Below are 22,530 nucleotides of genomic sequence, written 5' to 3'. Positions count from 1 at the left end.
TTGCAAGCACGGTCTTTTTCGGCAAAGGGTGGGAACAAACCGCAACCACCCACGTTTTCATCGCACCATTCGAAGGAGATGGATCATGCTTTACTGGGCGCTCGTATTTCTCGTCGTTGCCATCATCGCCGGCGCGCTTGGTTTCGGCGGCATCGCCGGTACCTCCGCCGGCATAGCGCAGATATTGTTTTTCATCTTCCTCGCCTTCCTGGTCATTTCGCTTCTTGCGGGCCTGTTCAAACGGGCTTCGTAAGGGCGGACGGCCGAACACTGGAAGCCGCACCCCTCAAACGGTTTCCAGCCACCGCCGGGCGGTGTCCCTCAAAGGACGCCGTCCGGCGGACCGTTTTTGGCGGCGGGTTTTCCGGAAACCTGTTTGGAACCCATTCAACGATGAGCCGTTCAGCCTGAATTGGGTGGACAGATTGGCCGATGGGTTCCAGGACCGGAAACAGGAAAGACGCCGTGCAAAGCGATGAAGTCATCGCCCTCCATCCCGCCGACAGCGGCATGCAGCTCGGCCGTGCTCTTCTTCACGCGTTGCACAATGCCGGCATTTCCGTTCTCTACCAGGATCGCGAGATGAAAACCGTATGGGCGCGCAACATGCGTGCGCCTTGGGTTTCGGACACCGCCGACAGCATCGGCATCCTGCCGGAGGCGCAGGCCGACCGCATCGGCGCGGCCAAGCGCGACGTCATTGCATCCGGCAACCCCCAACGTCTCGAGATCAGCGTTCCCGTCGAGGATGGCAGCCGCTGGTTCGAGGTGTGGATCGATGCCGATCACGGCGATGGTGGCACCGTGCAAGGCGTCGTCACCACGATGGTCGAGACGACGGAGCAGAAGCGCCGCGAGCAGACCCTGACGACGCTGTTGCGAGAGGTGAGCCATCGCTCCAAAAACCTGCTGGCGATCATCCAGAGCATAGCCACCCAGACCGGCCGCTACTCCGACAGCATCGGCGATTTCCTGACACGCTTTCGCGGCCGGCTGCAATCGCTGGCCTCGTCCCAGGATCTCGTGACCTCTTCCAACTGGCGGGGTGCAGCACTTCGCGAGCTCGTGTCGGGCCAGGTTGGCCGCTATGGCGGCGATCCGGTTCGGAGCCTGAGGTTTCAGGGGGCAAACCCCTATCTCAATCCCAACGCTGCCTTGCATATCGGCCTTGCGATGCATGAACTCGCCGTCAATTCGGTGAGCTACGGCGCCCTGTCGCGGCCCGGCGGGTACGTCAATGTTACAGCCAACCTGACCGCCGACGACACGGGAACCTCCCTGTCCCTGACATGGGCGGAGGCAATCGGCGCCAGTGATGTCAGGCGTAGCGAGAAGCGCTTCGGAAGCGTCGCACTCGAACGGGTCGTGCCGGCGTCACTGAACGGAACGGCGACGCTCGAAATCGCGGCTGGCCGCCTTGAATACCGCCTTGTCGTTCCGCACGGCAATTTCGAGACGGATTGAGCGACCTTCCTTAACCCGCCGTTCACCATAAAAGCAGATGCTGTTTTTCCCAGATACCGCTGGAACTTGTTGCATCACCGAACATTTCCGCAGCAGGATTTGCAGTATGGTGGGAGGAATGCCTTGACGGTTGCCGACATGAACAGACTGGAGCAGGCCGCCCGGATTTCCATGGGCGAGTTTGAGGACTCCGAGGCTTCCGCGCCACCGCTGGCTCCTGTTCCCAACGGAGCTTTGCGCCTTGTTGCGCTGGCCTTGGTGGCGGTGATCATGGCGGTCGCCCTGCACCAACTGGTCTACTAGGCCACCTCGTTTCGGCCGGTGGCCGAATCGGCTGTAGCGCCATCTTATTTCCCCGGCCGATCAAGCCAGCCAGGAACTTTGGCGAATATAGACCGTTACTATGGCGAGAGGACTTCTCGCCATGGAACATATCGCTGCATTGTTGCTGGTCATCGGTTGCTCGAACACGATGGCCGACTGCCGTGAACTCCAGGTGCCCGTAAGCGTTTTCGCGACGGCCGAGCAATGCGTGGCCGAACGCCCATTCGTCTTGGGCGACGTGCAAGGGCAGGCTGACCACATCGTCGCCAAATGCCTTGCGGTCGATCCGGCGCTTGAGGACGACTATGATCAGATCGTCTGGAATGTGCGCGCCGATGGTACGCTTGACGCGTCTTTGGCAATTTCCAGCCTGGTAATGGCATCGAACACGATACGCCCAGAAAAAGACTATCTTCACCAACAATAGATTGCAGCAGCAAAGGCCGTCATTTCATGCTAAATGGCGGCTGGAGCTTACTAAAGTGAGGACACAAAGTGAGGAGTGACTCTATGCGGAAGATGATTATTGCCCTGGTTGCGGTGGTCGCGGTCAGCGGCTGCACCTCGACTGAGAAGGACGTGGTTGGCGGCGGCTTGATCGGCGCCGGTGTCGGCGGCTTGGTCGGCGGCGGTAAGGGCGCGCTGATCGGCGCGGCCGTGGGTGCCGGTTCCGGCCTGCTGGTGCGCAACCTGCGCAACGGCTATTGCCAATATCGCGATCATCGCGGCCGGATCTACACGGCTCGCTGCAACTAATTCGGCGATAATCGAAACGTCGATCCGGAGGCCGGTCCGCCGGCTTCCGGGTTTTTGATGTCTGGATGCTTCCCCCTTGTCGGCAACGGTCGCGCTCAATTGGCGAGTGGAATTTTGATTTCCACGTTCAGCCCATTGGCTTGGTAATCCCGTTTGATCGTACCGCGCAATTCGCGCGTCACGTTGAGGTCGATCAGCTTGGTGCCGAATCCGGTCTCGGCGGGCGCTTCAAGTTTCTTCTGCCCGTTTTCGCGCCAGTTGAGAGCCAGCACCCTGTCGCGCCCTCGGCCTTCGAGCGACCAGTCCACCTTCAGCGCCCCAACGGAATTGCCGGCCTCGCCGTATTTCAGCGCATTCGTCGCCAGTTCGTGGAAGGTCAGGCCGAGCGCTTGCGTCGTGGTTTCGTCGAGCAGCACCTGTGGTCCCGACAACAGCTCATCGGGCAGCTCCTTGCCGAACACCTGACCCAGCTCGATGCGCAGGAGATCGCCAAGATCGGCCTTCTGCCAGCGTGAGCGCGTCAGCATGTCCTGGGAGGCCGCCATCGCCTGCAGCCTGGCCGAGAAGGACGCTGAAAACTCGTTGACGTCGGTCGCCCGCGATGCCGTCTGACGCGCGATCGCCAGCACCCTGGTGATCGAATTCTTGATGCGATGCTTCATCTCCTGCAGCATCAGGTCTTTTTCGATCAGGCTCTTTTCCGTCGTTTCGTGCAATCGCGACGCTGCCTCATAGGCCCGCTCCTGATAGCGCGCCACAAGCGCGATTGCGCCCGCCAACAGCAGGCCGAACAGCCCCAGCATCACCGGAATGGCGCGCGACGACGGCTGCGAGAAGGCGCTTGTCGGCCGGAACAGGACAGTCCATGGCTGTCCGGCGACGATGATCTTTCGCGTGACCAGCAGCCTGTTCCCGAAAGTGGAAGCCGGCGGCGTCTCCGACCGGAACAACAGATTGTCGCCGTTCACGGCACCATCGCCATCATAGATTTCGGTGTTGACCGGCAAAAGCGGCGACCGGCTGAGCGCGGTCTGGAACAGATCGCGAGCCCGAAAGGCCGCATAGAGAAAACCTGATGTCGAGGATCTCGAAGCATTGATGACGTCGGGAGCGGTTTCGACATTGAGCCGCACGAAAACGAAGAAGCCGGTGAACGTCTGCGCGGCGCCCGTGTCCTGGCCCAGCTGCACCAGCCCGCTGGCGTGCTGCTGGTCGTCGGACATCGCCTTTTCGATCGCCACACGCCTCACCGGTTCGCTGAACATGTCGTAGCCGATGCCGGCCTGATTGGATGGATCCAGCGGTTCGAACAGCACGATAGGGGTGCGCCAGGGTTGCGTGGTGTCCGGGTAGATTGGATGACTGACGCCATAGTCGTGCAGCATGTCGCGTTCGACCGTCGCCTCGTCGCCCGTCTTTGCCAGCCTGAGAAAGCCGATGCCGCGCAAGCCGGCGAAATTCTTGTCGACATCGAGCGCAGTGAAGAACGCCTTGAACTCACTGCGAGAAATACCGCCATTGCGGGCGTCGAACAGGGCCTGCGTCGAGCGCAGCAGCGACAGATGCAGGTCGATGCGGCTCTCGATCCGGTTGAGCGCATCGTCGGCAGTCGCCTCGAACTTGATGCGCGCGGCTTCCTGCGTGGCGAAATAGGCAAAACCTGCCATCACCATGCTGATCAGCGCGACGGCGATAAAGGCGATGATCGGGAAAAGCTTCTTCAACGGATCGTGCGGTCCCTGAGCAATGTCGGACCTTTATGCGCAAGTCGCCCTGCCAACACAATGCCAAGGCCAAGCCATCCCTACGGCTGGCATATCACGTGTCCGGCAACCGCGATCTGGCTTGATCTCAGGCCGCGATCTTCAGCGCGCCCGGTCCGGGAATGGCGCCTGGCGGGCATTTGCCCAGAATGATCATGCCCAGCACCTCGTCCTGGGTGACATCAGTGGTGCGGGCGGTGCCGACCACCTGGCCGTTCTTCATGACGCAGACCCGGTCGGCAAGCTCGAACACATCGTGGATGTCGTGGCTGATCAGGAAGATGCCGATGCCGTCGGACTTGAGCTGCTTGACCAGTTCGCCGACCTGCGCCGTTTCCTGCGGACCAAGTGCGGCCGTCGGCTCGTCCATGATCAGGATGCGGGCGTTGAACAGGATCGCACGCGCAATCGCCACCGATTGCCGCTGGCCGCCCGACAGCTTGATCACCGGCTCCTTGAAACGCTGGAACCGGGGATTGAGCCGACCCATCACCTTGCGCGCCTCGGCCTCCATGGCAACGTCGTCGAGCGTGCCCCAGGCGGTCATCAACTCGCGGCCGAGGAACAGATTGGCGGCGGCGTCGACATTGTCGGCCAACGCCAGCGTCTGGTAGATCGTCTCGATGCCGTATTTCTTGGCGTCGCGCGGGTTGGAGATCGATGCCTCCTCGCCGTTGACGAAGATCTGGCCCGAATCGCGCTTGTAGGCGCCGGACAGGATCTTGATCAATGTCGACTTGCCGGCGCCATTATGGCCAAGCAGCGCCACGACCTCGCCGGGGAAAAGATCGATCGAGGCGTCGTCGACGGCGCGGATGCCGCCAAACGCGATCGAGATGTTCCTCATGTCGATCAGCGCGGTGGCTGCAGGAGCAGTCTTGTCAGTCATGGCATGCCCTCCTAGACGCGCTTGCGATAGACGGTGTCGAGCCACACGGCGATCACCAGTACGGCGCCGACGACGATGCTCTGCAGCGGCGAGTCGACACCAAGCAGCACCATGCCGGACTGCAGCGACTGCATCAGCAGGGCGCCGAGCAGGGCGCCGATGATCGTTCCCGACCCGCCGGCTAGCGATGTGCCACCGATCACGGCGGCTGCAATGACGAGCAGCTCGTCGAGCGTTCCAAGCACGTTGGTGGCCGAATTCTGCCGGGCCGAGGAGATCGCCGCGGCAATCGTGGCCAGCACGCCCATGATCATGAACACCTTCATGGTGATCCAGCGCGTGTTGATGCCGGCGAGATTGGCCGCCTCGGGATTGCCGCCGATGGCGAAGACATAGCGGCCGAAACGGGTGCGGTTGGTGATGAAGGTCATGACCAGCCCGACGGCGACCGCCATCAGCACCGGTATGGCGATACCGTGGGCGATGAACAGGCCGCCTTCGGGAACGGTGATGTTGTTGGCGGCCGCATATCTGTTCACGATGCCGATCGGCCAGGGGTAGGAGTTGGCGAGCCAGACCGCACCCATGATGGCGCCGCAGGTGACGACACCGAGCAGCGCCTCGGCCCAGATCGGACGTAGCGGAAAACGGAAACGCTTGCGCTGCACCCGCCCGTTGAACAGCCCAAACACCACGGCGAGGCAGGCGACGATCCCGACAACCCAGCTCCAGGTTGCGCCGATCGATCCCGCCGGCCCGCCGCCCATCAGCTGAAAGGTGGCGTTAAGCGGCGCCACGGTCTGGCCTGATGTGACCCACCAGGCAGCACCGCGCCAGACCAGCAGGCCGCCCAGCGTCACGATAAAGGCGGGCACTTCGAGATAGGCGATGACGAAGCCTTGAAAGGCGCCGATCAACAGGCCGAGCGCCAGGCCGATGACCAGCGCCAGGACCCAGATCCACGGATTGCCGAGTTCGAGCCCGACAAAACGCACCAAGAAATGCACCTGGGCAAATCCCATCACCATGCCGATCAGGCCCTCGGCGGAACCGACCGACAGGTCGATGTTGCGCATGACGATGACCAGCACCATGCCGCAGGCCATGATGGCGACCGCGGATGTCTGCACCGACAGGTTCCACAGATTGCGCGGCGTGAGAAAGGTGCGGCTGTCGAAATCGAGCGGGTTGACGCCGAGGCGCAGGCTGGAAATGACATGCAGCCCAATCCAGATGACCAGCAGCGCGCCGATCATGCCGAGCATCCGGGTGTCGATCTCGGTCGCCTTCAGGAACCGGGCGACGGCGCCGAGTTCCGACGCGCGCGCCGTATCGGCCTGCGGGTTGGACGTCGTGTCGGTCATGATTTCCTCCCACCGGCTGGCCGTCTGACGCGCATGCCGGAGCCCAGCCTAGAAGCTATCCGCATGATGCGGAAACACAATTCTTTGAGAAAACGCCGCGGCTTTTGGGCCGCGGCGTTCAGATATTTCGAAGTGGTCCAGATCAGTTACAGGCCGCGACGGTGCCGGCAGCGACACCCGCGCAGACTTCGTCCTTCTTGATCCAGCCAGCGTCGATGACGACGTTGAGATTGTCCTTGGTGATGGCAACCGGAGTCAGGAACAGCGACTTGACGGTGTTGCCGCCCGGCGTCGTGAAGTCCTTGGCGCCGGCGATGTCGCTCGTCTTCTTGCCGTCGGCCAGTTGCGAGGCGATCTCGGCGGCATTCTTGCCGAGCTCGCGCGCGTCCTTCCACACCGACACGGTTTGCGTGCCCAGGGCGATGCGGTTCAGCGCGGCGTGGTCGCCGTCCTGACCCGAGACCGGCACGGTGCCGGCCAAGCCTTGAGCCGTCAGCGCCGCGACGACGCCACCGGCAGTGCCGTCATTGGCCGCGACCACCGCGTCGACCTTGTTGTCGTTGGCGGTCAGGAACTGTTCCATGTTCTTCTGGGCGTTGGCGGGCAGCCAGCCATCCGTGTAGGCTTCGCCGACATTCTTGATCTTGCCGCTGTCAATGGCTTCCTTGAGCACTTCCATCGAGCCCGAGAACAGGAAGTCGGCATTGGGATCGGCACCGGAGCCCTTGATGAAGACGTAGTTGCCTTCCGGCTTGACCTTGAACACTTCGCGGGCCTGCATGCGGCCGACTTCCTTGTTGTCGAAGGTCAGATAGAAAACATCCTTGTTCTCGATCAACCGGTCATAGCCGACGACCGGAATGCCTTCGTCCAGGGCTTTCTGCACGGCCGGGCCGATGGCCGAAGCATCCTGCGCCAGGATGATCAGGGAATTGGCGCCCTGCGAGATCAGGCTTTCGACGTCGGTAAGCTGCTTGCCGGGATTGGACTGCGCATCGGCGGAGATGTACTTGTCGCCGGCGGCCTCGATCGCCGTCTTCATGGCGGCCTCGTCGGTCTTCCAGCGTTCCTCCTGGAAATTGGACCACGAAACGCCGACGACCTTGTCCTTCGCCTGCGCGACAGACGCGAGCGTCAGCGACATGGCGGCACCCGCCAGGATGGCGGCTGTGAATCTTTTCATATTATCCTCCCTGCGCCGCGTATGGCGCGACCAAACTGGCCCGAGGGCCGGCACAGAGGCCCTATTTTTTCGAGCCTCGAAAAAATACTGGGCCAACGCCCGAACGCTGTCAACATCGATTCTGATGGATTTTGATGTCGTTTCGAATTTTTTTCGAGCCTCGGAATAAATAAATGACACGGCGCGCGGCTTCTGCCAGTATTTGACCGCGTCACCGACAGCGTTCCAGGGCAGGAAGAACCGCGGCGACCGGGAGGATATGAAAGAGCATGTCGGTCGGAATCCGCCACGACGATTTGCGCCGCCGCAACCGCGCGATGGTGATCGCGGCGGTGCGCCGCGCCGGACAGCCGTCGCGCACCGAGATCGCCGCAACCACAAGCCTCAGCCATTCGACGATCTCGGCGATCTCATCCGACCTGATCGTCGAAGGCATCCTGACCGAAAGCAAGCCGAGCGAGGCCGGCTCGCTCAAACGCGGCCGTCCGCAGGTCGGCCTCAGCCTCAATCCGGAAGCGGCCGCGGTAATGACCGTGGTGCTGTCGCTGAACTTCCTCTCGGTCGCCGTCATCGACTATGCCGGCCAGGTAATATCCGAGGAACAGCGTCGGCTCGACACGCTGACGATGTCGCGCGACTCGCTGATCGGTGAGTGCACGGCAATCGTGCGGCGCCGCCTGGAAGATCCCGACCTGGACGTGCGCAGCATCGCTCGTATCGCGCTGGCCGTCCAGGGCATCACCGACACCCGTGCCCGCGCCATGCTGTGGTCGCCGATCACGCCGCACACCGACATCGCCTTCGCCGACATATTCGAAGAGGAGTTCGGCATCCCAGCCATTATGGAGAACGATTGCAACATGATGGCGGTGGCGCTGCGCTGGCGCGACCCCGATCGTTACCGCGACGATTTCATCGCTATCCTTTTGTCGCACGGCATCGGCATGGGGCTGGTGCTGAAGGGCGAATTGTTCACCGGCACCCATTCCTCGGGCGGCGAATTCGGCCACATGATTCATCGGCCGAACGGGGCGCTGTGTCGCTGCGGACGGCGCGGCTGCGTCGAAGCCTATGCCGGCAATTATGCCATCTGGCGCAACGCGCGGCAGATGGGCGAGGATGCAGAGCCCGTCGCCGATGTCAGCGACGCCGACATGCGCGCCCTGGCTGCTGCCGCCCGCGAAAGGGACGGGCCCGAACGGGAAGCCTATCGCAAGGCCGGCGAAGCGCTCGGCTACGGCCTCGGCAGCCTGTTTGCGCTGATCGATCCGGCGCCGGTCGCCATGGTCGGCGTCAGCGCCGCCGCCTTCGACCTGATCGAGCCGGCATTGCGGCAAGCGATTGCCCAGACCGCCGGCGGCCAGCATTCCAAGTCGATTTCCTTCGACACCGAGCCGAACGAACTGCCGCTGATCCGCGAAGGCTGCGCCATGCGGGCGCTGATCTTCGTCGATCAGGAGATTTTTGCGCCGGGCGTGCAGGCGAGATCCGGTCTCGGCGGCAAGAACGTGGCGTGAGTTCAAACGAGGGAGTTCAGTCCTCGCGAATGGCGTAACCCGCCCCACGGATGGTGCGGATGACATCGGGCATACGGCCGTTGTTGACCGCCTTGCGCAGCCGGCCGACATGCACATCGACCGTGCGTTCGTCGATGTAGATCGTCTCGCCCCAGACATTGTCGAGCAGTTGGCTGCGCGAGAACACGCGGCCTGGATGGCGCATCATGAATTCAAGCAGGCGGAATTCCGTCGGCCCGAGCCGGATCTCGCTCTTCTTGCGATAGACACGGTGCGATTCGCGATCGAGCACGATATCGCCGACCTTGAGCACGCTGGACAGCACTTCCGGCTTGGCCCGGCGCAGCAGCGCCTTGACCCTGGCCATGAACTCCGGCGTCGAGAAAGGCTTGACCAGATAGTCGTCGGCACCGGTCGAGAGGCCGCGCACGCGGTCGCTTTCCTCGCCTCGCGCGGTCAGCATGATGATCGGCAGCCGCTCGGTCTCGGGACGCATCCTTAGCCGGCGGCAGAGTTCGATACCGGAAACCGCAGGCACCATCCAGTCGAGCACCAGAAGGTCTGGAACGTTCTCCTGCAGCCGGATTTCGGCCTCGTCGCCGCGCGTCACCACCTCGACCTGGTAACCTTCGGATTCGAGATTGTAGCGGAGCAGCACGCCTAGCGGCTCCTCATCCTCCACCACCATGATGCGTGGCGCGATCATCGGCTGGTCACCCCTGTCATGCCGCTGGCGCGGACATTGCCGTCTCGTCCTGCTTCGGACGGTTGGCTGGCAACTGCGTGCCGGTCAAAACATAATAGGCATTTTCGGCGATGTTGGTCACGTGGTCGCCGATCCGCTCGAGGTTCTTGGCGCAAAACAACAGGTGCGTGCACGCCGTGATGTTGCGCGGATCTTCCATCATGTAGGTCAGAAGTTCGCGGAACACCGATGTGTATTTGACGTCGATGCGTTCATCATTGTTTCGGAGCGTGGCAAGCGCTGCCGCGTCAGCGGCGGCATACTCGTCGACGACCCCCTGCACCTGGATCAGCACCAGCTGCGCCATCGCGTCGATCGAATGCGAAAGGTCGTGCGGCGTGACGCTCAGCCCGACAGTGCCGACGCGCTTGGCGATGTTCTTGGCAAGGTCGCCGATGCGCTCGAGGTCGCCGGCCATGCGGATCGAACCGACTACCGCACGCAGATCGTTGGCCATTGGCTGGCGCTTGGCGATCAGCGTGATGGCACGATCGTCCAGCTCGCGCTGGCGTGCATCCATGATGGCGTCGTCGGAAACCACCCGCTGCGCCAGCGCATTGTCCGAATTGAGCAAAGCCCTGGTCGAGCCACCGACCATCGAGCGGGCGAGATCGCCCATGTCGCGGATCAGCTGGCTGATCTGCTCCAGATCCTCATCGAAAGATGCGACGGTATGTTCACCCATGATCTTCGTCCCTCATATGCCAGAGATCAGCCGAACCGGCCGGTGATGTAGTCCTGGGTGCGTTTGTCGTCGGGGGTGGTGAACATCTTGTCGGTGGCGCCCTCCTCGACCAGATAGCCAAGATGGAACATCGCGGTGCGCTGCGACACGCGCGCTGCCTGCTGCATCGAATGGGTGACGATGACGATCGTATAGTTCTGACGCAGTTCGTCGATAAGTTCCTCGACGCGAGCGGTGGCGATCGGGTCGAGCGCCGAACACGGTTCGTCCATCAGGATCACCTCGGGCGACACGGCGATGGCGCGTGCAATGCACAGGCGCTGCTGCTGGCCACCGGAAAGACCCGTGCCAGGTTCCTGCAAACGGTCCTTGACCTCGTTCCAGATCGCCGCCTTCTTCAGGCTGGACTCGACGATCTGATCCATGTCGGCCTTGCGCTTGGCCAATCCGTGGATGCGCGGCCCATAGGCGACGTTCTCGTAGATCGACTTTGGGAACGGATTGGGTTTCTGGAACACCATGCCGACGCGCGCCCTGAGTTCGACGACATCGATGTTCTTGTCGTAGATGTCCTCTTCGTCGAGCGTTATCTTGCCGGTTACCCGTGCTGAATCGATGGTGTCGTTCATGCGATTGAGGCAGCGCAGGAAGGTGGACTTGCCGCAGCCGGAGGGGCCGATCAGCGCCGTCACCTGGTTCAGGCGGACGTCGAGATCGACGTCGAACAGCGCCTGCTTCTCGCCGTAGAACACGCCGACCTTGTCGCCGCGCATTTTGATCACTTCGTTCGACTTCATCTTGTCGCCCACTGCGTTTTCAAGGGACTGTTCGGTCATGATGTTCATACCAAAATGCCTTTTTTCTACCAGCGCCGCTCGAACCGACGCCGAAGCACGATCGCGGTGATGTTCATGGCCATGAGGAAGACGAGCAGGATGATGATGGCGCCGGACATGCGCTCGACGAAGGCGCGTTCGGCCTCGTTCGCCCACATATAGATCTGCACCGGCAGCGCGGTGGCCGGATCGAAAGGCGTCGTCGGTGGATCGGCGACGAAGGCGACCATGCCGATCAACAGCAGAGGCGCAGTTTCGCCGAGCGCGCGTGCAAGACCGATGATGGTGCCGGTGAGGATGCCGGGCGCGGCAAGCGGCAGGATGTGCTGGAACACCATCTGCATCTTGGAGGCGCCAAGGCCGAGAGCTGCCGAGCGGATCGACGGCGGCACCGCGGCAAGCGCGGCGCGCGTCGCGATGATGATCGTCGGCAGCGTCATCAGCGTCAGCACCAGGCCACCGACGAAAGCGGCGGAGCGCGGCATGCCCAGGAAATTGATAAACACCGCGAGGCCGAGCAAGCCGAAGACGATTGACGGCACTGCGGCCAGATTGTTGATGTTGACCTCGATAAGGTCGGTGAAACGGTTCTTCTTGGCGAACTCCTCCAGATAGATGGAGGCGGCGACGCCGATCGGCAGCGCGAGCAGCAGCACGATCACCATCATATAAAACGAGCCGATGATCGCCACGCCCATGCCCGAGGTTTCCGGGCGGCTGGAGGCGCCGTAGGTGAACAGACCGCTGTTGAAGTGCTCGGCCATCGCGCCCTCGGCCTTGAGCTTGTTCATCCAGGTGATCTGCTGGTCCGAGACCTTGCGTCGCGCTTCCTCGACACTGAGGTCGATCTGGCCCTTGAAAGCGGAGTCGAGATTGGCGGCGGCGAGGATGTTGACGTCGCGTGTCGTGCCGATCACCGAGGGATCGGCGGCAACGATGTCGCGCAACTGGACGCGGGCGCCTTCCGAAAGGAAGCCCTTGAGCTTCTGGATCATCGGCTTGTCATCAGGAGAGATGCCGAGCTTGGCCACCAGCGCGTTTTCGGCGAGCTTGGGATAATTCGCCTTGATCAGAACGCTCGGATCGGTTGCGCGCTTGCCGGAAGGATCGATCACCTTCTCGTCGAACGTGATCGGCAATGACACCGTCGTCTGCCAGAAGGCGGTGTAGCCTTTCGAGACGATGGTGATCAGCATGATTGCCAGGAACGCCAGGCCTACGGAAATCGCCACGACGCCGTAGATGCGGAAACGGCGTTCGGCGGCGTAACGGGCCTTCAGGCCGATGTCGCGGCGCGGATGGGCCGCCGGCCTGACCATCGTATCCATGGGAATGTCGGTCATTCGTACTGCTCCCGATATTTGCGCACGATGTAGAGCGCGACGATGTTCATCACCAGCGTCAGCGTGAACAGCGTCAGCCCGAGCGCGAAGGCGACCAGCGTCTGCGGCGAATTGAACTCGAGGTCGCCGGTGAGCTGGTTGACGATCTTGACGGTGATGGTCGTCATCGCCTCGAACGGGTTGATGGTGAGGTTGGCAGCGACGCCCGCCGCCAGCACGACAATCATCGTTTCGCCGATGGCGCGCGAGGCAGTCAGCAGGATGGCGCCGACGATGCCGGGCAGTGCCGCCGGCAGGATCACCCGCTTGATCGTCTCGGAGCGGGTCGCGCCGAGGCCGAGCGACCCGTCGCGCATGGCGCGCGGCACCGCGGTTATGATGTCGTCTGAGAGAGAGGAGACGACCGGGATCAGCATGACGCCCATGACCAGGCCGGCGGTGAAGATGCTCTGGCCCTGGATGAACGGCGAGCCGCCGGTCAGCGCCGCTGACAGGTCGCGCAGGAACGGCCCAAGCGTGACGACGGCGAAGATGCCGTAGACGATGGTCGGTATGCCGGCCAGCAGTTCAAGCGCCGGCTTGACCACCGAGCGCACCCTGGGCGTTGCGTATTCGGCCATGTAGACAGCCGACATGAGCCCGACCGGCACCGCCACCAGCAGCGCGACGGCGGCGATATAGAGCGTGCCGGCAAGAAGCGGGATCAGGCCGAACTGGCCCTGGCTGCCGCCCGAACCGGCAGCGGCAAAACGCGGATCCCAGACCGTGCCGAAGAAGAAACTCATCGGCGAGACGCTCTCGAAGAAGGTGATCGTCTGGAACAGCATCGAAAGCACGATGCCGACGGTGGTCAGGATGGCGATGGTGGAGGCGGCAAGCAGCCCCCACAGCATCAACCGCTCGACATTGTTGCGCGCCCTGGCGCGCGGCTCGATCTGCCTGAGCGCATAGAAGGCGCCGGCGATCGAGGAAGCGAGAATGACAATGGCACCGAACAGGCTGAGCCGGTCCTGGACCTTGTTCGCCTCGACGGCGATCGGGATCATGTAATCCTGTGTGTCGCTCGCCAGTGCCACGCCCTTGGCGGCGAGCAGCGGCTGCAACTCGGCAAAGCTGGCAGGCATTGCGGCCAGTGTGCCAGCATCGAGTTTGCGCAGGCCCCTGGCGAGGCTCTTTACCAGGCTGACATCCAGTGCCTCGCTGGCAACCTTGCTGTCGACGGTACGCTCGGGCAAGGCAGCGTGGATGTGCCGGTCAAGATAGACCGAAGAACCGACGGCCCAGACGGCAAGCAGCAAAAGAGCAGGCAGGACGGCGAGCAGGAAGGCCCACCAGCCGTGATAGTGGGCACGCGAATGCGGCTTGACCTTGCCATTGTCCTGGGCCGCGGCACGCTGCCGGCCGATGAAAAAGGCAACCAGGCCGACGGCAACGACGATGGCCAGTACGAGCAAGGACGACATGGACCCACCCCAAGGGAAATTCTAACGCAGCCGCCATTGCGGCCTGCGGTGAAACCGGGGCGCGGATTTGACCCGCACCCCGGTTCGGCAGCTTGATTACATCGACTTTCCGGCGGCGAAAGCGTCACGCTGGGCCTGACGCTCGGCATCCGGAGCAGCAACGAGGCCGTATTCGGCGAGCGGGCTTTCCGGGCCAACCATCTGGTCGTCGAGGAAGAACTCGACATATTCCTTGAGGCCGGGAACGACGCCCAGATGCGCCTTCTTGACGTAGAAGAACAGCGGGCGCGAGACGGGATACTTGCCGCTGGCAATCGTCTCGGTCGAAGGCACGATACCTTCCACGGTGGCGACCTTCAGCTTGTCGGCATTGTTCTCATAGAAGGCGAGGCCGAACACGCCGACGCCGGTCTTGTTGGAGTCGATGCGGGCGAGCGTCTCGGTATAGTCGCCATCGATGTCGACGGCCTTGCCGTCCTTGCGGATGGCAATGCAGGTTTTGCCGATTTCCTTGTCGTCGGCAACGCCGGCGGCCTTGAGAGCAGCCTTGTCACAGCCGGCATCGAGAAGCTTGGTCTCGAACACTTCGCGCGTGCCGTGCTTTTCGCCCGGAATGTAGGCGGCGATGTCCCAGTCGGGCAGCTTCGGATTGACCTGGCTCCACTTGGTGTTCGGATTGTCGACGAGCTTGCCGTCGACGACCAGCTTGGCCGCGAGCGCCTTGTAGATGTCGGCGGGAACCAGCGCCCAGTCCGGGCCCTTGATGTCGGTGGCGAAGACGATGCCGTCATAGCCGATCCGGACTTCCTGGACTTCCTTCACGCCGGCGGCGGCGCAGGACTTGAGTTCGTCCGCCTTGATCGGACGCGACGAGTTGGCGATGTCGATCGTGTCTTCGCCGACGCCCTTGCAGAATTCCTTGATGCCGGCGCCGCTGCCGCCGGATTCGACGACCGGGGTCTTGAAGTTGGTGAACGTTTCGCCGAACTGCTCGGCAACGATCTTGGCATAAGGTAACACGGTCGATGATCCGGCGACCTGGATCTGGTCGCGCGCGGCGGCGAAGCCGGACGACGCGGCGAGCGCAAGCGCAGCGGCCGACGCCGTATAGAGGAATTTCTTCATGTGGCCTGCTCCTGTTCGGAAGATGGTCTCTCGGCGCTCGTCAGTCGGCGCCCGCTGAGGCCAATAGCCTTCGATTATAACAGTCGCATGACAGTTTGATGTCACCCCGGTAACGCGTCATCGCGATGAGCAAAACGCCGCCTGGCCGGCACTGACCACGCAGCCCGGCTTTGTCCCCGGAATCAGAGACTTGCTCCGCTTGGGGGCCGAGATGGCCGGCGATTTGGGGTTAGCCGGCCTTTACGAAAAAAAGCCGGACGGGAGCGCGTTGCTCTCAGCCAGACGGTGTCATGGCCGGGCCATCGCCGAAAACAGGTCCGTTGGGGTAGGTTGACGCTGTCTCATGCCGGCGGTCGCTGCTCCCGCCCGTAACTGGAAAGGGAGGAATCGAACGCCGCCATTGTCTCGACTGGATACAACCTTTGATATGGTGCGATCGCACCATAGTCTTGGCCGCTGGCAGGGCGCGAATCTTCGCCGTATTTCCGGCACTCGGACAGGCAGGACCGGCCCTACCCGGCGTTGCGCTGAGCCTGCCGGCTGGCGCCGACCCAGCGCTCGACCTTCTCGAGCAGCGCCCGGGGACTGATCGGCTTGGGCAGATAGTCGTCCATGCCTGCCTCCAGGCAGCGCTCGCGGTCGCCCTTCAGCGCATGCGCGGTGACGCCGACGATCGGCACATGCGTGCCGGTTTCTTCCTCCAGCCGGCGAATGGCGGCGGTCGCTTCGAGACCGTTCATCTCCGGCATGGAGACATCCATCAGGATCATGCACGGGTTGAGCCGGCCGAAGGCGTCGAGCGCCTTGCGGCCATTGCCGACGATCTCGAAACCATAACCGGTCTCGCCGAGGATCTGGGTGAACACCATCTGGTTTACCTCATTGTCCTCGGCCACCAGTATGTCCAGCCTGTCGCCACCAGCCGCCACCGGTGGCCGGGGGCGAATCGAAGGCGGCTGCAGCAGCGCCCGCTGTTCGGACGGTGCCGAGGGCTGCGGCCGCGTCACATTGCTCGCAGCGACGTCGGCCGCGAGCGGCTGCGCGTCGCTGCCGCCAGTGTTGTGGCGATGCCGCTGGATGGTGGCGACCAGCGTTTCCAGCAGCACCGAAGAGCGCGCCGGCTTGATCAGCTGGGCATCGATGCCGAGATCGCGATAGCTGGTGTTGGCGAGCGACTGGTCGACCGAGGTCAGCATGATGATCGGCGTTCCGGCAAGGCCAGCGGTGTTGCGCACGATCCGCGCCATTTCGGCGCCGCTCATTTCAGGCATCTGGTAGTCGAGCACGACGCAATCGACCGGCACGCCATAGGCGGCAGCGGCGATCAGCACCTTGAGGCCTTCGGCGCCGCTTTCGGCCGCGCAGGAATCGAACGTCCATGATGTCATCTGCTCGGTCAGGATCGCCCTGTTGACGGCATTGTCGTCGACGATCAGGACACGCGCGCCGGTCACGTCGATCGGCATGATGCGTTGCCCGTTTTGCTGTCCGGCCCTCGGCAGCGTCACCGAGAACCAGAACGTCGAACCCTTGCCTTCGGCGCTTTCGACCCCGATGTCGCCGCCCATCAGCTCGACGAGCCGCGAGGTGATGGCGAGGCCGAGGCCGGTCCCCTCGTGCCGCCGCGTCGATGAAGTGTCGACCTGGCTGAATTTCTCGAAGACCAGTTTCAGTTTTTCCTCGGGGATACCGATGCCCGTATCGGTGACCGAAATGGTGAGCTTCGTTCCGGCTGGAACCCTCTCGCCGGTGACGTCGACCAGCACATGGCCCTCATCGGTGAATTTCACCGCATTGCCGAGCAGGTTGGTGACGATCTGCCTGATGCGGCCGACATCGCCGATGAATAGGCTCTCGAGCCGAGGCTCGACACGTACGATCAGCTCGAGGTCCTTCTCCTTGGCGCGCGTCGACACCAGCGTCGCCACGTCCTCGATCGCCTCGGCCAGATTGAAGGGCGCCGGATCGAGCACCAACTGACCGGCATCGATCTTGGAGAAGTCCAGTATGTCGTTGATGATGGTGAGCAGCGCATTGCCCGACTTCACGATGATGTCGGTAAACGTCTTCTGCTTCGGGTCGAGGTCCGATTTGGCCAGCAGTTCGGCCATGCCGAGCACACCGTTCATCGGCGTACGTATCTCATGGCTCATATTGGCGAGGAATTCCGACTTGGCGCGGTCGGCGAGCACGGCGCGCTGACGCGCCTCGCGCAGTTCGGCCTCCCGCATCTTCAGCTCGGTGATGTCGGTGGTCGAGCCGATTAGGTAGAGCGAACCGTCGGAGGCGATCATCGCGCCCTTGCGGGCGAATTGATGCCTGACGCTGCCGTCGGCCAGCGTCACCGTCTCTTCGACCTCCTGAGTTTCGCCGGTGCGCAGCACGGCGAGGTCGCCATTGACGAAGGCCTCGCCATCCGGCCCGAAAATCTCGATGTCGGTCTTGCCGATGGCCTCTTCCTTGCTGAAGCCCGTCAGATCGCACCAACCCTTGTTGACATAGAACTGCCTGAGATCGGAGCGCTTGGCGTAGATCGATACCGGTACATTGTCGATCAGGCTGCGGAACACCTCGTTCTCGCGCATGCTTTCTTCCAGCGCACGCTCGCGTGCCTTGACGTCGGTGATGTCGGTGCTCGAACCGACCAGATGCACCGACCCGTCCAGCGCCACCAGGCGGCTCTTGCGGGTCATCAACTGCCGAACCGTGCCGTCGCGATGGGTGACGGGTTCCTCGACCTCCTTGACGACGCCCGTCACGGCGACTTGCGTGTCGTCATGGCTGTAGCCATCCGCGTCCTGCGCGCCGAACAACTGCCGGTCGGTGCGGCCGATGACATCCTCCTTGGCCAAGCCGGTGATCGCGCACCAGGCCTTGTTGACGAATTCGATGCTCAGGTCCTGCGCCTTGATGAAGGCGGCAACCGGCAACTCGTCCATCACATGCCGGAACAGGTCGATCTGGCGCATGGAATCGCGCAATGCCGCCTCGCGGCTCTTGATCTCGGAGATGTCGACGCGAACACCGATGAAGGTGCCGTCGTCGGTCCGCATGTCGTAGACCTGATACCAGCGGCCATCGGGATTGTGACGCTCGTAGGAGGAATTGGGCAAGCGGTACCGGGCGAGGATCGCGTCCAGCCAGCGGTCATGATCGCTGTCGTAGAGCTGGTCGATTTGCGGATCGCCGCTGCTGCGGAAATAGCCGTTCGCATGACCCAGCACGAGTGCTTCGCGAAATGTACAGCCGGGCTGCCACGCCGGCTTCAAGGCCGGCAGCGTATCCTGGATCTTGCGGTTGGCGAAAACGAACCTGTCATCGCGATCGTAGATGATCACGGCGGCCGGCAAGGATTCCAGCACGCTGGCGAGATGCTTGCGTGCGTCCTGCGCCTCCGTCTCGCGGCGCTTCATGTCGGAAATGTCGAACAGGAAGCCGGCAACGTAGTTGCGGCCGCTGGCCATGCCGACGCGGCTCTTCCTGACGATGCGCGAGCGGCTGGCGCCGTCGACCTCGAAATTCTCTTCCACTTCGTACGGCCGCCCGGTGGCAAGCACCTCACGTTCGCTCTGCTCGAAAAGCGCGACAGCGTTCGTTGGGAGGAAATCGCCGCCGGGCTTGCCGAGCATGGCTTGCGGCGTCTGGCCAAACAGAGCGGCGAACGCCTCGTTGACGAAGACGAAACGCAGATGGTCGTCCTTGACGAAGATCGGATCCTTGACGGCGTTGATCACCGCTTCCGCCAGCCGCGCTTTCTCCAGCGCGTCGGCAAGTTCGGCCTCCCGGTCCTTCATGTCGGTGACGTCGACATAGGAGATCAGCCGCTTCCCGCCGGCCAGCGGCGCCATCGACGATATCAGCGTGCGGCCGTCATTGCGTGGGAACTGCCGCGATCCGGCGGTACCGGCCCTGATTTCCGCCTCGCGCTCAGCGATATGCCGCTGCCATGACGCGTCGTCGGAGCCAAACGGATCGATGTCGCGGCTGGCGTCCATCAGATCGCGGAAGCTGCAGCCGATCTCGGCGCGCCGCGCGTCGATCTGCCAGAAATCATAGAAAGCACGGTTGATGATCTCGGCGCGCATATCGGCGTCGAGCACGAGGACACCGATCGGCATCTGGTCGACCATTGTGCGGAGACTGGCGAAGGTCTCGGCATTCCTGGCATTGGCGTTTTTGATCTCCGCATCGCGCTGCTTGATCTCGGTGACCTCATAGTAGGTCAGCAGCCGCCTGCCCCCGGACAACGCCGTCACCGAAAACATCATCGTCCTGCCGTTGGCATGGACAAATTGGCGCGGCGCGACGGATCCGGCGCGAATCTCGTCGAGGCGAGTAGCGAGGTAGCGCTGCCATTGCTGTTCGTCGATGTCGCCATAGATGCCGCTGCGGCGGTTGAGCTCCATCAACAGGCTGAACGGAGCGCCGACGGCAACAGCGCCGTCCGGAATCCTCGAGAGGTCGCGATAGGCCTTGTTGACGATCAGCGTGTCGAGCCTGGCATCGAGAAGCACGACGCCCATATGCATGGCGTCCATCGTCCGCTCGAGGTCGGCCAGATGCTGGTCGGGCTCGCGGTCACCCAATGGTTCCCGCCCCAGATTTTTGAAGGCGCCGGCCAGAGCCGTGACGTTGCGGCCGATGCCGCGATAGCCGGCAAATCTTCCTTCGTCGTCGAACTTTGGAAAGCCTGATGTCAAAACCCAGCGACAGTCGGCGCTGCCAGCCTTGAGCTCATAGACGAAGTCGCGAAAAGGCCGGTGCGCCTGCAGATCCTCCAGATGCGCCGCGCCACTGCGATCGCCGTTCAGGACCTGGTTGAGGAAGTCGAAGCGGAACCGGCCAAGCACGTTTGCCGGATCGATGCCGGTGGCGGCCTGGTAATTTTGCGAAAGCCAGGAGAAGCGCAGTTCGGCGTCCGTTTCCCAGACCCAATCCGAACCGGCTTCGACGAGTTGGCGAAGCGCATCGTTCGAATCCATGCAAGAGGCGGACGATGAGGCATCGTCGCCATGCACTGTGGATCTGCGAGGCCCGCGCTTGCCGCGCGCGCCGATTGTTTCGTCCGCTTCCGCCATGCCGTCCCCACCCCGAAAACCAAGGCCGAACCCTCCTCCGCGGTTCGTCGGCGGAATCTGCCCGAGAAGCATTAAGGATCCGCTAACCTTAACGGTCGGTTGGACAGGATTGCGCGGCGCGGTCTGCTTCATTCCGCCCGGTTGTCGGCGGGGTCGAACCCGCTATATAAGCAACGGCAGGGGTATTGCTGATGCTTGGACGGATTGTGCCTTTTTTCATGGGGCTGGCGCTGCTTTTCGGCGGCGGTTGCTCGCGCAGTTATGACGGCACGGTCGTCATCCCGAGACCGCTTGATGTCCGGCGATTCTGGGATCGGCCGCCACCGAATGTCGACTATGGGCAATCCGAGGTCGAGAACGGCGCTTTTCCTGTGGCGCCGCAGCCGGAACGGCGTTTTTCCGAGCGCAAGGTCAGCCATGCCGCACCGAGACGGCACCAGACGAGGTTGCCTACGTCCGCTTCCCTATCGGCGCCAGCGAAACCGCTGACCTGCAGGAACGTCAGCGAGCCGGGCAAGAGAGCTCGCATGGTCTGCGATTAGATCGGAGCGGGTCCCTAAAAGCGGGACCCGGTTTTCGGATGGGATGCGATCAAGACGCGATCCGCGGATAGCTTCGGTGACCCGGCCTCACAGTGAAGCAGCGCCCTTTTTCGGCTCCTTGGCACCGAGCTTGTCGAGTGCAAGACGAACCTGACGCAGATCTTCCTGCCAGCCGTCATCGTCGTCCATCGGACCCTCCGAGGCAGCCCGCTGCAGCCCACGCGCCTCGGATTCGATCTCGCGCAGTTCGGCGATTTTCTGTTCGGTGGTCAGCGAGTCATCTTCGACGATCTCCAGCACCCGCATTTCCCGGAACGTAGCCACGGCGTTTCTCCCGGCTGATGTCGATCACAACGCCGTGAGCGCCTCTCTGTTCCAGCCGGATCAGGCAACCGCATCGCAGCAGGCACGCCGCAGCCGGTGATCGCCAATTGGGGAAGCCGGCGATCATTCGGCCGGGAAAAACGCCGGGCCGACCACGCGCACCGACCGCTTGCCGGCCTCGATCGAAAGGTGCTGGGCGGCACCTGGCGCTTCGGCATCGATTCCAGGGACGGCCGCAACCGTGCCGAGATCCGGCTTCGCCGTCGGCAGCGGAATAATGGCATTGCGCATGTTGGCGGGCGTCACAGTCCTGGCTCGCAGTTCGGTGACCCGCTGGTAGTATCGCTTGACGTCGCATGCCTTGAAATTCGCATCATCGCGATATCTGAAGGCTGCCGGCAGTTCGGTATAAGGCTTGCGCGTGTCGAGCGCGACCATCTGGTCGGTTTCGAGGCTGGCATCGCTCAACGTGTAGAGGTCGACGCTGGGGTCATCGCAGATGTAACGGCATTGATCGGCCGTCTCCTTCAGATCACCGCTGGCGGCGAATTGCGACTTTGGCGCCGGGAAGAAATACCCGTCCGACAGACGCACGCAAAACAGCATCGCATTGCCGCCGAACGTGGTGCTCGCCGATTGGGTGCCGGGCGCGGCGCGCGCAGACCGTTGCTTTGCCGAAGGCGCGCAGCCAAGCGCCACGAGGCGCGCCTGCAGACCCGCCGTGTCGCGGCCTGAATTCCCGGCGGCAGCGATCCGGCGCTGCACATCCGAGCGGCTCCTGGCGAGATCGGCGCAAGCGTTGAAGAGACCACCAAGCGAACTTTTCGCCGTGCACTGGCGCTGTCTCTCGATAGTCTGGATGGCTGCAAGTTGCCGGCGCAGTTGAGCAAGCTCCGGGTTCGCCCCGTTGCTGCGGCCACCCGAAAGCAACTGGCTTCTGATCGCGCCGCAGCTGTCCGCGTAGGACGAAAGCGTCCCGAACAAAACCGCCGCCAGCGAAATCAATGCGACCATCATGGAAGGCCAGAAACGGATCATCGGGACAACTCGGTCCTTTTTGCTGAGAACCCGGAATTACAGTCCATAACTTACACAAGCTTCAGCTATATGAGTAAACTCTAATTATCTC

The 22,530-nt window shown here is 62.6% G+C and carries 19 protein-coding genes; 6 read left to right on the top strand and 13 right to left on the bottom strand.

The genetic code is table 11. From position 1 onward, the window contains the following. Positions 1 to 85 precede the first annotated feature (85 nt). The 5 genes from LB519_RS12000 (at position 86) to LB519_RS11980 (ending at position 2,544) form a co-directional block, all read left to right on the top strand. On the top strand, positions 86 to 253 hold the full coding sequence (locus LB519_RS12000) for a DUF1328 domain-containing protein (RefSeq protein ID WP_013529282.1): 168 nt from the start codon (positions 86 to 88) through the stop codon (positions 251 to 253). Positions 254 to 432: 179 nt separating this feature from the next. Next, a complete protein-coding gene (locus tag LB519_RS11995; RefSeq protein ID WP_063169141.1) occupies positions 433 to 1,464 on the top strand; it encodes a sensor histidine kinase in 1,032 nt (343 codons plus the stop codon). A gap of 123 nt (positions 1,465 to 1,587) precedes the next feature. After that, the gene (locus tag LB519_RS11990; RefSeq protein WP_013529280.1) at positions 1,588 to 1,767 is read left to right on the top strand and encodes a hypothetical protein; all 180 of its coding nucleotides are present in this window, start codon (positions 1,588 to 1,590) and stop codon (positions 1,765 to 1,767) included. Positions 1,768 to 1,888: 121 nt separating this feature from the next. Then, positions 1,889 to 2,215 (top strand): hypothetical protein, encoded by a 327-nt coding sequence (locus LB519_RS11985; RefSeq protein WP_013529279.1) that lies wholly within the window; start codon positions 1,889 to 1,891, stop codon positions 2,213 to 2,215. A gap of 83 nt (positions 2,216 to 2,298) precedes the next feature. Further along, a complete protein-coding gene (locus LB519_RS11980; RefSeq protein WP_013529278.1) occupies positions 2,299 to 2,544 on the top strand; it encodes a YMGG-like glycine zipper-containing protein in 246 nt (81 codons plus the stop codon). Positions 2,545 to 2,639: 95 nt separating this feature from the next. Here LB519_RS11980 and LB519_RS11975 read toward each other — a convergent pair whose 3' ends face one another. The 4 genes from LB519_RS11975 to xylF form a co-directional block, all read right to left on the bottom strand. Next, on the bottom strand, positions 2,640 to 4,268 hold the full coding sequence (locus tag LB519_RS11975; protein ID WP_224620127.1) for a CHASE domain-containing protein: 1,629 nt from the start codon (positions 4,266 to 4,268) through the stop codon (positions 2,640 to 2,642). 127 nt (positions 4,269 to 4,395) lie between these two features. Beyond that, positions 4,396 to 5,196, bottom strand: a complete 801-nt coding sequence (locus LB519_RS11970; protein WP_013529276.1) for an ATP-binding cassette domain-containing protein — start codon at positions 5,194 to 5,196, stop codon at positions 4,396 to 4,398. Positions 5,197 to 5,207: 11 nt separating this feature from the next. Continuing rightward, a complete protein-coding gene (locus LB519_RS11965; protein ID WP_224620126.1) occupies positions 5,208 to 6,560 on the bottom strand; it encodes a sugar ABC transporter permease in 1,353 nt (450 codons plus the stop codon). Between the two features lie 142 nt (positions 6,561 to 6,702). Continuing rightward, positions 6,703 to 7,743 carry a D-xylose ABC transporter substrate-binding protein gene (gene xylF / locus LB519_RS11960; protein ID WP_013529274.1) on the bottom strand — a complete coding sequence of 347 codons (1,041 nt, stop codon included), beginning with the start codon at positions 7,741 to 7,743 and terminating at the stop codon, positions 6,703 to 6,705. Between the two features lie 269 nt (positions 7,744 to 8,012). On the opposite strand from xylF, the gene LB519_RS11955 reads away from it, so the two are divergent. Next, entirely contained in the window at positions 8,013 to 9,260 is a 1,248-nt protein-coding gene (locus LB519_RS11955) for an ROK family protein (protein ID WP_024503006.1), read from the top strand. Positions 9,261 to 9,276: 16 nt separating this feature from the next. Here the strand turns inward: LB519_RS11955 and phoB are convergent, their stop codons facing one another. The 9 genes from phoB to LB519_RS11910 form a co-directional block, all read right to left on the bottom strand. Next, positions 9,277 to 9,966, bottom strand: coding sequence for a phosphate regulon transcriptional regulator PhoB (phoB, locus tag LB519_RS11950; RefSeq protein ID WP_010911896.1), 690 nt, complete (start codon positions 9,964 to 9,966; stop codon positions 9,277 to 9,279). Between the two features lie 16 nt (positions 9,967 to 9,982). Continuing rightward, positions 9,983 to 10,690, bottom strand: coding sequence for a phosphate signaling complex protein PhoU (gene phoU / locus LB519_RS11945; protein WP_013529272.1), 708 nt, complete (start codon positions 10,688 to 10,690; stop codon positions 9,983 to 9,985). A 26-nt stretch (positions 10,691 to 10,716) separates the two neighbouring features. Beyond that, positions 10,717 to 11,535: a phosphate ABC transporter ATP-binding protein PstB gene (gene pstB / locus LB519_RS11940; protein ID WP_013529271.1), complete on the bottom strand. Its 819-nt coding sequence runs from the start codon at positions 11,533 to 11,535 to the stop codon at positions 10,717 to 10,719. Positions 11,536 to 11,552: 17 nt separating this feature from the next. After that, positions 11,553 to 12,869, bottom strand: a complete 1,317-nt coding sequence (gene pstA, locus LB519_RS11935) for a phosphate ABC transporter permease PstA (protein WP_013529270.1) — start codon at positions 12,867 to 12,869, stop codon at positions 11,553 to 11,555. Beyond that, positions 12,866 to 14,332 carry a phosphate ABC transporter permease subunit PstC gene (gene pstC, locus LB519_RS11930; RefSeq protein ID WP_013529269.1) on the bottom strand — a complete coding sequence of 489 codons (1,467 nt, stop codon included), beginning with the start codon at positions 14,330 to 14,332 and terminating at the stop codon, positions 12,866 to 12,868. The genes pstA and pstC overlap by 4 nt, the downstream gene beginning before the upstream one ends. A gap of 96 nt (positions 14,333 to 14,428) precedes the next feature. Then, the gene (locus LB519_RS11925) at positions 14,429 to 15,457 is read right to left on the bottom strand and encodes a PstS family phosphate ABC transporter substrate-binding protein (RefSeq protein ID WP_013529268.1); all 1,029 of its coding nucleotides are present in this window, start codon (positions 15,455 to 15,457) and stop codon (positions 14,429 to 14,431) included. A 512-nt stretch (positions 15,458 to 15,969) separates the two neighbouring features. Then, positions 15,970 to 20,535, bottom strand: coding sequence for a PAS domain-containing protein (locus tag LB519_RS11920; RefSeq protein WP_224620125.1), 4,566 nt, complete (start codon positions 20,533 to 20,535; stop codon positions 15,970 to 15,972). A gap of 629 nt (positions 20,536 to 21,164) precedes the next feature. Next, positions 21,165 to 21,401: a hypothetical protein gene (locus LB519_RS11915; RefSeq protein ID WP_013529265.1), complete on the bottom strand. Its 237-nt coding sequence runs from the start codon at positions 21,399 to 21,401 to the stop codon at positions 21,165 to 21,167. Between the two features lie 123 nt (positions 21,402 to 21,524). Next, positions 21,525 to 22,439, bottom strand: a complete 915-nt coding sequence (locus tag LB519_RS11910) for a DUF2865 domain-containing protein (protein ID WP_024503001.1) — start codon at positions 22,437 to 22,439, stop codon at positions 21,525 to 21,527. Positions 22,440 to 22,530: the final 91 nt, after the last annotated feature.

Origin of the sequence: Mesorhizobium sp. AD1-1 (genome assembly GCF_020164655.1) — a bacterium.
Lineage (GTDB): Bacteria > Pseudomonadota > Alphaproteobacteria > Rhizobiales > Rhizobiaceae > Mesorhizobium > Mesorhizobium ciceri.
This window is presented reverse-complemented; position numbering and strand designations above follow the sequence as displayed.

Coding starts and splice junctions, on each gene's coding strand:
- LB519_RS12000 (WP_013529282.1), top strand. CDS start 86: ATGCTTTACTGGGCGCTCGTATTTCTCGTCGTTGCCATCATCGCCGGC.
- LB519_RS11995 (WP_063169141.1), top strand. CDS start 433: ATGGGTTCCAGGACCGGAAACAGGAAAGACGCCGTGCAAAGCGATGAA.
- LB519_RS11985 (WP_013529279.1), top strand. CDS start 1,889: ATGGAACATATCGCTGCATTGTTGCTGGTCATCGGTTGCTCGAACACG.
- LB519_RS11980 (WP_013529278.1), top strand. CDS start 2,299: ATGCGGAAGATGATTATTGCCCTGGTTGCGGTGGTCGCGGTCAGCGGC.
- LB519_RS11970 (WP_013529276.1), bottom strand. CDS start 5,196: ATGACTGACAAGACTGCTCCTGCAGCCACCGCGCTGATCGACATGAGG.
- LB519_RS11965 (WP_224620126.1), bottom strand. CDS start 6,560: ATGACCGACACGACGTCCAACCCGCAGGCCGATACGGCGCGCGCGTCG.
- xylF (WP_013529274.1), bottom strand. CDS start 7,743: ATGAAAAGATTCACAGCCGCCATCCTGGCGGGTGCCGCCATGTCGCTG.
- LB519_RS11955 (WP_024503006.1), top strand. CDS start 8,013: ATGTCGGTCGGAATCCGCCACGACGATTTGCGCCGCCGCAACCGCGCG.
- phoB (WP_010911896.1), bottom strand. CDS start 9,966: ATGATCGCGCCACGCATCATGGTGGTGGAGGATGAGGAGCCGCTAGGC.
- phoU (WP_013529272.1), bottom strand. CDS start 10,690: ATGGGTGAACATACCGTCGCATCTTTCGATGAGGATCTGGAGCAGATC.
- pstB (WP_013529271.1), bottom strand. CDS start 11,535: ATGAACATCATGACCGAACAGTCCCTTGAAAACGCAGTGGGCGACAAG.
- pstA (WP_013529270.1), bottom strand. CDS start 12,869: ATGACCGACATTCCCATGGATACGATGGTCAGGCCGGCGGCCCATCCG.
- pstC (WP_013529269.1), bottom strand. CDS start 14,332: ATGTCGTCCTTGCTCGTACTGGCCATCGTCGTTGCCGTCGGCCTGGTT.
- LB519_RS11925 (WP_013529268.1), bottom strand. CDS start 15,457: ATGAAGAAATTCCTCTATACGGCGTCGGCCGCTGCGCTTGCGCTCGCC.
- LB519_RS11920 (WP_224620125.1), bottom strand. CDS start 20,535: ATGGCGGAAGCGGACGAAACAATCGGCGCGCGCGGCAAGCGCGGGCCT.
- LB519_RS11910 (WP_024503001.1), bottom strand. CDS start 22,439: ATGATCCGTTTCTGGCCTTCCATGATGGTCGCATTGATTTCGCTGGCG.